Annotated in this window: 5 protein-coding genes; 1 reads left to right on the forward strand and 4 read right to left on the reverse strand. The window is 43.3% G+C overall.

Going from position 1 to position 2,919, the window contains the following annotated elements; translation table 11 throughout:
- On the reverse strand, positions 1–312 hold a 312-nt coding region (locus tag B4K20_RS13370), incomplete at its 3' end, for a magnesium chelatase domain-containing protein (RefSeq protein ID WP_289283245.1).
- A 171-nt stretch (positions 313–483) separates the two neighbouring features.
- On the opposite strand from B4K20_RS13370, the gene B4K20_RS13375 reads away from it, so the two are divergent.
- Positions 484–1,647, forward strand: coding sequence for a DUF481 domain-containing protein (locus B4K20_RS13375; RefSeq protein WP_289283246.1), 1,164 nt, complete (start codon positions 484–486; stop codon positions 1,645–1,647).
- Between the two features lie 68 nt (positions 1,648–1,715).
- Here the strand turns inward: B4K20_RS13375 and B4K20_RS13380 are convergent, their stop codons facing one another.
- The 3 genes from B4K20_RS13380 to B4K20_RS13390 form a co-directional block, all read right to left on the reverse strand.
- The gene (locus tag B4K20_RS13380; RefSeq protein WP_289283247.1) at positions 1,716–2,030 is read right to left on the reverse strand and encodes a pyrimidine/purine nucleoside phosphorylase; all 315 of its coding nucleotides are present in this window, start codon (positions 2,028–2,030) and stop codon (positions 1,716–1,718) included.
- A 10-nt stretch (positions 2,031–2,040) separates the two neighbouring features.
- Positions 2,041–2,286, reverse strand: coding sequence for a ubiquinone biosynthesis accessory factor UbiK (gene ubiK, locus B4K20_RS13385; RefSeq protein ID WP_289243476.1), 246 nt, complete (start codon positions 2,284–2,286; stop codon positions 2,041–2,043).
- Between the two features lie 59 nt (positions 2,287–2,345).
- Positions 2,346–2,919, reverse strand: a 574-nt coding sequence (locus tag B4K20_RS13390; protein WP_289283248.1) for a helicase HerA-like domain-containing protein, incomplete at its 5' end; no start/stop codon positions are given.

A 2,919-nucleotide genomic window follows, 5' to 3' on the forward strand; every position in this document is an offset into this window, starting at 1 on the left:
CTTATCAGCAATTGTCTGCAGTGGAATCTGGTTTGATGCGGCTAAGATGCCTAATGCTATGGGTAAATCAAACCGCCCGCCTTCCTTGGGTAAATCTGCAGGAGCCAGATTGATAGTGATACGTTGCTGGGGGAAGGTAAACTGGGAGTTCAAAATGGCAGAACGCACCCTATCCTTACTTTCTTTCACCGCTGTTTCTGGCATCCCTACAATCGACAAACTAGGCAAACCATTCGATAGGTGCACTTCAATTGTGACTTCTTGGGCATGTATGCCTGTCACCGCACGGCTGTAAACCTTTGCGATACTCATACTCCATCCTTGGTTGAGTGTAAAAAAGAAATATTAGCCTAACTTTTTTTGAGATGCCGTGAAACTTGTCGAATAAATAAAGGACAAAAAAGCGTTGCGTTTTTACGAGCGAGGTTGCTTGTGTTAGTTTAGTAGTGCGCAACTCATCTAATACAAATCTCCGGAGTTTATATGTACAAGCCTAGCTTGAGGACTATTTTTTTATTAATTTCAAGCACATTGACCAATATCGCAGTAGCTGACCAAGTCGTTCTTGATGATGGCAGTATGCTCAAAGGGACAGTAAAACAAGTCGCAAATGGTCAATTAATCATGGACACAGCCTTCGCTAATGAAGTCACGATTGATTATGCTCGCGTCAGCCAAATCACTACCGATAAAAAATATCTGATTGAGTTAGACAGCCGCGACAGAATAGTCGGCCAACTATCTGTTGATAATAACGGCCAAGCGCAACTGACTAATACAGCATTCGGTAATGTGGATATTGACCCCAAAAATATCAAGAACGTCTGGGCTACTGATGCCACCAAACCTCAAATTCTTGCTGTACAACAAGAATATCAAGACGAAATCGAAACCATTAAAGCTGACAAAGAAAAAGAAGTCGAAGACATAAAAACGTCTTATGAAACAGCAATTAACGCGCTACGTGAAGAACGAAATCGTCTGCGTGATCCATGGAGTGGCAGCATTGCAATGGGTGTCACGGGCGCATCAGGTAATACAGATCGATTTGGCGCGCATGGTCGTGGTGAGCTGAACCGTGAAACAGATGCCGAACGCATGAATCTCTACATGGAAATTAACTTCCAGAAAGAAGATGGCGAACAAACCGCCAACCAAAAGCTGGCCGGTCTATCTTTAGAACGTGATATCAGCGAAATGTGGTTTGCTCGTGGTTCAGCCGACTTTGAAATTGATGAGTTTGAAGAATTAGACTTACGTGCCATTGCCGCAGCGAGTTTAGGTCGATTTTTCATTCGTGAAGATGATCTCAAATTCAAGGGCTTCGCCGGTCTGGGTTATCGCTTTGAAAGCTACAGCGATGGCACAAAAGATAAAGACCCAACTGGTGTATTAGGCTATGACATCAAATACAAAATGAACAGTAAACTCAGTTTATTTCATGATCTGACCTACTACCCCTCATTCAGCAGCCCTGGCACCAACTATCTGATTGTCACCAATTTTGGTGGAGAAATGCCTATTACTGAAAAAGAAGACTGGAAGTTACGTGCTAGCTTGCGTAGCAAATATAACAGTCAACCTGCTGAAGACGCTGAGACAACTGATACCACGTATCAAATGAACTTAGTCTATGATTGGGAATAAAGCTCTCTCTTAAAGACATAAAAAAAGGCGCTTGAAGCGCCTTTTTTATTGCTGATAGAAAAATAAAATTAATCTAAGTAAGTACAGCAGTAATCCACTAACTCTAAAATCTGGATATCGAATGATGAGTTAGCGGGCACATTGAAGGACTCGCCAGCTGTCACATCAATCCACTCTGCATCTCCTTTCAATCGATAACTCAGTTTACCTGCCATAATTTCCATCAATTCGGCTTTTTCAGTACCAAAGGTAAACTCACCAGGCATCATAATGCCTAATGTTTTGTAGCTGCCATCAGCAAATGTCACTTTACGGCTGGTCACATTACCATCGAAATAAACGTTTGCTTCACGTGTGACCGTGACATTAGTAAATTCAGACATAGTGTTTCTCTTATTTAGGTGGGTTTTCTAACTCGGCGACACGTCGTTCCAGTGCCTCCAACTTTTCACGGGTACGCAACAATACTTGCGCCTGTACATCAAACTCTTCACGCGTGACTAAATCCAGCTTGGTGAATGTCGCGGTGAGAGCTGAACGAATATTCTTTTCAGCATCTTCCTGCATTTGCACTAAACCCGGTGGTAATGCTTTGCTGATGCTTTGTACGACTTCTTCAATTTTCTTAGTATCAATCATCATCTTTCCCCTTATATCTTCATGACTATTCTACGGCATTTAAAAACAGACTCAATTTGTTATTTCTTGCCTAATAAGGAACCCAGAATACCTCTGACAATTCGACGACCTAATTGACTGCCAATTGCACGCATCGTACTTTTTGCAAAGGCTTCCAGCACGGTTTCACGCCTTCTCTTAATTGTTTTGGGTTCGTCTTCAGGCTGATTCTTTTCAGCCTCCTGGGCTTTTAATGCACGCTCTGCCAGCACTTCATAGGCTGACTCTCTATCCAGCGTCTTGTCATAAACACCGGCCACTAAAGACGTGCTCAGCAGACTCTGTCTTTGCTGCTCAGTAATGGGACCAATCTGACTCTGTGGCGGTTTGATAAGCGTTTGCTGCACCACCTGCGGGCGACCTTTTTCATCCAGTGTGGAGATCAGGGCTTCGCCCACACCTAAACTCGTCAGCTTTTCGCGGGTATCAAATTCTGGGTTATCACGGAACGTTTCAGCAGCTGCTTTTAACGCTTTTTGGTCTTTTACGGTGTATGCACGTAAAGCATGTTGAATGCGGTTGCCTAATTGTCCCAACACACTATCCGGAATATCCGTCGGGTTTTGTGTGACAAAATACACGCCAACGCCTTTT

It is taken from the genome of Methylophaga sp. UBA5088, assembly GCF_002414625.1.
Lineage (GTDB): Bacteria > Pseudomonadota > Gammaproteobacteria > Nitrosococcales > Methylophagaceae > Methylophaga > Methylophaga marina.

Coding starts and splice junctions, on each gene's coding strand:
- B4K20_RS13375 (WP_289283246.1), top strand. CDS start 484: ATGTACAAGCCTAGCTTGAGGACTATTTTTTTATTAATTTCAAGCACA.
- B4K20_RS13380 (WP_289283247.1), bottom strand. CDS start 2,030: ATGTCTGAATTTACTAATGTCACGGTCACACGTGAAGCAAACGTTTAT.
- ubiK (WP_289243476.1), bottom strand. CDS start 2,286: ATGATTGATACTAAGAAAATTGAAGAAGTCGTACAAAGCATCAGCAAA.